This is a genomic window from Streptomyces swartbergensis, assembly GCF_002148965.1.
Lineage (GTDB): Bacteria > Actinomycetota > Actinomycetes > Streptomycetales > Streptomycetaceae > Streptomyces > Streptomyces swartbergensis.
Genome location: NZ_NGFN01000491.1, coordinates 1 through 5017, shown reverse-complemented (window position 1 = coordinate 5017; position 5017 = coordinate 1). Strand labels below are relative to the sequence as shown.

The following is a 5017-nucleotide window of genomic DNA, read 5'->3' as shown; positions in this document are numbered from 1 at the left end:
GCGCTCCGGAGGCGCGGACCGCCGCCCGGGCCGCGGCCGGACCGCCACCGGGCGAAACGGGAGCGGCCGCCGGACCGGCCGCCGCTGCCCCATGCCCCTCGGGCCCCGGCGCGTACCCCATGGCGGGCATGCCGGCGGGGCCCTGGGAGGAGAAGTTCACGCCGCGCTCGATCCGGTCCAGGCGGGCCATGACGGACCGCTCGTCGCCGTAGGCGGCGGGGAGCAGGACGCGGGCGCAGATCAGCTCCAGCTGGAGACGGGGCGAGTTGGCGCCGCGCATCTCGGTCAGTCCCTCGTTGACGAGGTCGGCGGCCCGGCTCAGCTCGGCGGCGCCGAAGGTGCCGGCCTGGGCCTGCATGCGCTCGATGACGTCGGCGGGGGCGTCGATGAGCCCCTTCTCGGCCGCGTCCGGGACGGCGGCGAGGATCACCAGGTCGCGCAGCCGCTCCAGCAGGTCGGCGACGAACCGGCGGGGATCGTTCCCGCCCTCGATCACACGGTCGACGACCTCGAAGGCCGCGGCCCCGTCACCGGTGGCGAAGGCCTCGACGACGGAGTCGAGGAGCGAGCCGTCGGTGTACCCGAGCAGGGCGGTCGCCATGGCATACGTCACACCGTCCTCGGCGGCACCGGCCAGCAGCTGGTCCATGACGGACATGGAGTCACGCACGGATCCGCCACCGGCCCGCACGACGAGCGGGAGCACACCGTCCTCGACCGGGATGGCCTCCTTCTGGCACACCTCGGCGAGGTACTCCCGCAAGGTCCCGGGCGGGACGAGCCGGAACGGATAGTGATGGGTCCGCGACCGGATGGTCCCGATGACCTTCTCGGGCTCGGTGGTCGCGAAGATGAACTTGAGATGCTCCGGCGGCTCCTCGACGACCTTCAGCAGCGCGTTGAAGCCGGCCGACGTGACCATGTGGGCCTCGTCGATGATGTAGATCTTGTACCGACTGCGCGCAGGACCGAAGAAGGCCTTTTCGCGCAGGTCACGGGCGTCGTCCACGCCACCGTGGGAAGCGGCGTCGATCTCGATGACGTCGATGGAACCGGGTCCGTTGCGCGCGAGGTCCTGACACGACTGGCACTCACCGCACGGCGTGGGCGTAGGACCCTGTTCGCAGTTCAGACACCGCGCCAGGATCCGCGCACTGGTCGTCTTGCCACAGCCGCGCGGCCCGCTGAACAGGTACGCGTGGTTGACCCGGTTGTTCCGCAGCGCCTGCTGCAACGGGTCGGTGACATGCTGCTGCCCGATGACCTCGGCGAAGGTCTCCGGGCGATAGCGGCGGTACAGAGCGAGAGACGACACGCATACGAGGTTATAGGCGCCCACTGACAACGGACCCGCCGCAGGAAGCCCGGAACGTAAACGCCCCCCACGCACCCGCCAGAGCCGACCTACCCTTGCTGCCTTCCGGCCCTGGGGGAGTTCAGTCAGATAGCGCCGCGTGAGGGGCTGCGCCAAGGCTACCTGATGTCGGGGGCAGGGAACGAGTTCGCGAGCACCCTTCAGCGTCATGTAATCTCTCCAGCGGAGGATTCGCCTAGAGGCCTAGGGCGCACGCTTGGAAAGCGTGTTGGGGGCAACCCCTCACGAGTTCGAATCTCGTATCCTCCGCCAGTGCCTCACCGGGCACGATGCCGAAGGGCCCCACCGCTTGCGGTGGGGCCCTTCGGCGTTGTCCGTCTCAGTTTCCGTCTCAGTTTGTTTTCGGGAGCTCCCACAGCGCGTCGCCGACCTGCTGCGCGTCCTTGCGGAGCATGGTCCCCGTCACGTGCATGTACCGAGCGCGCATACGGGCCGCTCCCCCGGGCTCCCAACCCATGATCGAGTCGATCACGACGTCCGGGACGCCGAGGATCAGGAGCACGGTCGCTGCGGTGTGGCGAGCGTCATGGAGACGGCCGTCTCGAACGCCAGCGTCCCGCAGAAGCCACTTCCAGACGTGGAAGTCGGTGTTCGGGCTCAGCGGCCCGCCGACCGGCGAGGCGAACACGTAGCCCTTGCCCTCCCAGTCGGCACCGGCCGCGATCCGTTCCCGTTCCTGCGTCTCCTGGTGCTGGCGGAGAATCTTGATCAGCGGGTCGGGCAGGCCGATGGTGCGCCGCCCGGCGCGGGACTTGGTGGACTTGTGCTCACGTCGGGTCTGCTCCCTCTGCGGGCAGTAGCCAGCCTTCCGCCCGCAGGGATCGTCCCCGCAGCCGTGGGCGTACTTGGGGCGTAGACGGTTCTTGCGGATGCGGACGTATCCCGCGTCCAGGTCGACGTCTTCCCAGTGGAGCCCGAGCGCCTCCCCTTGCCGGAGACCGAGTGCCAGGGCGACGACCCAGCGCGCGCTGTTGCGGAGCTTGGCCGCTTCGACGAGCAGGCTTTGCACCTCCTCGATCGTGTACGGCTCGATGTCCTCTTCTTCGAGGCGTGGAGCCTTGGCGATCTCGGCCACGTTGGTGGCGACGTGCCCGCGTCTCACGGCCTCACCGAGGGCGACCCTGATCGTCCGATGAGCGTGGTGGGCGGTGCCGGCGGAGCTCCCGGACTCCTGCATCTTCCGGTAGAAGCGCTCCAGGTGCTCGGGCTCCAGGCGGTCGAGCTTGTGGGCGCCCAGGCCGGGGACGAGGTGCACGCGTACGTCGACCTCGTACCCGTCGTACGTGTTCTCGGAGACGTACGGCTTGGCGATGTTCTCGACCCAGTGCTCCAGCCAGGCTTGGACCGTCCAACTCTGGCCCGGCTTCCTGAGCTTCTTCTCGTCCCGCGCCCGCTCCATCTGGCGGACGGCCTTGGTCACCTCAGCCTTGGTTTTGCGCTCGATATGGCGGCGGTCCGGCTTGCCGTCATCCCGGACGCCGACCGTCACCCGTCCGTGCCACTTCCCGTCCTTGCCGAGGTAGATCGACGAGGCGCCGTTGGGCTGGCGGGTGCGCTTCTTCTCTGGCACGGCTTCCCCCCTCAGGCCGCTTCGGCGGGTCGATGGCGCAGCTTGGCCACGTATGCGGTTACGGCGTCGGCAGGGATGCGGCGCAGCCGTCCGACCGTGACCGACTCGATCTCTCCGGCCAGCACGAGCCGGAAGCACGTCGTGCGGCCGATACGGAGCCGCCGGGTTGCCTCCTCGACGGTCAGAAGGACCAAGGCGGGGTCATGGGGCTCCAGGGCGGTGGCAGGGGTCCGGGGCTCATCCATGGGTCGGTTCTCCTAATTCCTCCTTAAGGCGGTCGATCGTGTGTTGGCTGAGTGGTGGGATGCCTGCGGTTCTCCTGGCCGCGGACGCCTCAGGGAAGAGCGGCACCCACACAAGGCCCGTGGAACGTGACGGCCGCGTGGACACCGGGCAGATGCCTACTGCGCTTCTGGCCCAAAAGCCTTGAGACAGAGCGGCACACCCGGTGTCCTCGGACCATCACGACCTCACACACAGCCGCACAACCCCACGCGGCTGGAGTAGGAGCCAACCCGGCAGAAGGAACCTCTTCTTCGCTCCGCGAGCCAGCGAACTCTTCGTGAGGCAGAGGATCTGCCGGAACCGGGTGCCATGAACGGCTGGTGAGATGGCGGACGGATCAAGTCCTGGAATTAGGTCGCCGCATGGCCCGCACAGGCTCCGCACCCGGCAGCGCCGACGGAGGAAGGACGCCGTGAAGATCTTCTGCGGGATCGACTGGTCCGAACAGCACCACGAAGTTGCTCTGATCGACGAAGCCGGCACCCTGCTCGCCCGTTGCCGCATCACCGACGAAGCCGCCGGACATGCTCAGTTACTCGACTTGCTCGCCGAGCACGGTGACACCTCGAGCCAGCCCATCCCCGTAGCGATCAAGACCAGTCGTGGGCTGCTGGTCGCCGCCCTCCACACCGGACGCCGGCAAGTCTTCGCGATCAATCCCCTCGCCGTCGCCCGCTACCGAGACCGCCACACGGTCTCCCGCAGCAAATCGGATCCCGGCGATGCCCTGGCCCTGGCCCTGGCCCACATCCTGCGCACAGACATGCACCGCCACCGCCCCCTACCCGCAGACAGCGACAAAGCCAGAGCCATCACCGTCCTGGCCCGTGCGCAGCAGGACGCCGTCTGGAACCGACAGCAGATCGCCAACCAGATCCGCTCGCTGCTGCGCGAGTACTATCCCGCTGCCCTGGATGACTTCCACACCAGAAAAGGTGGCCTGTCCCGGCCCGACGCCCGAAAAGTGCTGACTACGGCGCCCACTCCGGAGCAAGCCGCGCGACTGACTCTCAGCCAACTGCGCGCAGCTCTCAAACGGGCCGGCCGCAGCCGCAACATCGACACAGACGCCCGGCAGCTGCACACCCTCTTCCGCACACCCCGGCCCCGCCAGCCCGCGGCAGTCGAACGCGCCACGGGACAACAACTCCTGGCCCTGCTCATCCAACTCGACGCGGCCTGCCAGGCCACCGACGACCTCACCACCGCAGTCGCAGAACACCTGCACACGCACCCCGACGCCGAAATCCTGCTCAGCTTCCCCGGGCTGGGGCCACAACTACTGACCTTGAATGCGTGATGTCGTCATGGTGGCTGGCGTCGGAGGCCGGTGCCGGTGAGGCAGCCGTCGAGGACGTCGTGGCGGTACTGGAGCTGGCGTAGGCCGCGTCGGACGGCAGTGATCGGGTCATCGGGGTCGGCGAAGGCTCGGTTGGCTACGCAGGTGCGTCGCAGAACGGACCAGATGCCCTCGACCGGGTTGAGGTCGGGTGCGTAGGGCGGCAGTTGGAAGACAGTGAGCCAGTCGCGGTCGGCGATGCAGCGGCGCATCCGGCGGTGAGGTGGGTGTTGAGGTTGTCCCAGACCAGCACGATCGGGCCGCCAAGCTGCTGGTGGGCGGTTTGGATGAGGTCGCGGTAGTCCTTCCAGGAGAGGCTTTTGCGCCCATCGGGCCGGGCGTCCGGGCAGGGCCGGTAGATCAGCCGTGAGGATTGGCCGGTCTTGTAGCAGGTCAGGGCGGCCACCGATAAGCGGCGGCGGGAGCGGCCTGTGACGCGGACGACGGG

At 68.4% G+C, this 5017-nt stretch carries 3 protein-coding genes, 1 tRNA gene, 1 other RNA gene and 2 pseudogenes; 2 read left to right on the top strand and 5 right to left on the bottom strand.

What is annotated here, in order from left to right; all coding sequences use genetic code 11:
- Positions 1 to 1315: DNA polymerase III subunit gamma and tau (locus tag CA983_RS40750; RefSeq protein ID WP_143645727.1), on the bottom strand; the 1315-nt coding region annotated here is incomplete at its 3' end.
- A 53-nt stretch (positions 1316 to 1368) separates the two neighbouring features.
- An RNA gene (gene ffs, locus CA983_RS40745) (signal recognition particle sRNA small type) lies at positions 1369 to 1467 on the bottom strand.
- Positions 1468 to 1539: 72 nt separating this feature from the next.
- Between ffs and CA983_RS40740 the strand changes: the two genes are divergently transcribed.
- Positions 1540 to 1627 (top strand) — tRNA-Ser (locus tag CA983_RS40740).
- A gap of 79 nt (positions 1628 to 1706) precedes the next feature.
- Here the strand turns inward: CA983_RS40740 and CA983_RS40735 are convergent.
- Positions 1707 to 2945 (bottom strand): tyrosine-type recombinase/integrase, encoded by a 1239-nt coding sequence (locus tag CA983_RS40735; protein WP_086605710.1) that lies wholly within the window; start codon positions 2943 to 2945, stop codon positions 1707 to 1709.
- An 11-nt stretch (positions 2946 to 2956) separates the two neighbouring features.
- On the bottom strand, positions 2957 to 3190 hold the full coding sequence (locus tag CA983_RS40730; RefSeq protein WP_086605709.1) for an excisionase family DNA-binding protein: 234 nt from the start codon (positions 3188 to 3190) through the stop codon (positions 2957 to 2959).
- Positions 3191 to 3642: 452 nt separating this feature from the next.
- Here CA983_RS40730 and CA983_RS40725 point away from each other — a divergent pair.
- Positions 3643 to 4512 (top strand): annotated as a pseudogene (locus tag CA983_RS40725) (IS110 family transposase); the annotation flags it as partial.
- 23 nt (positions 4513 to 4535) lie between these two features.
- Here the strand turns inward: CA983_RS40725 and CA983_RS40720 are convergent.
- A pseudogene (locus tag CA983_RS40720) lies at positions 4536 to 5017 on the bottom strand (transposase); the annotation flags it as partial.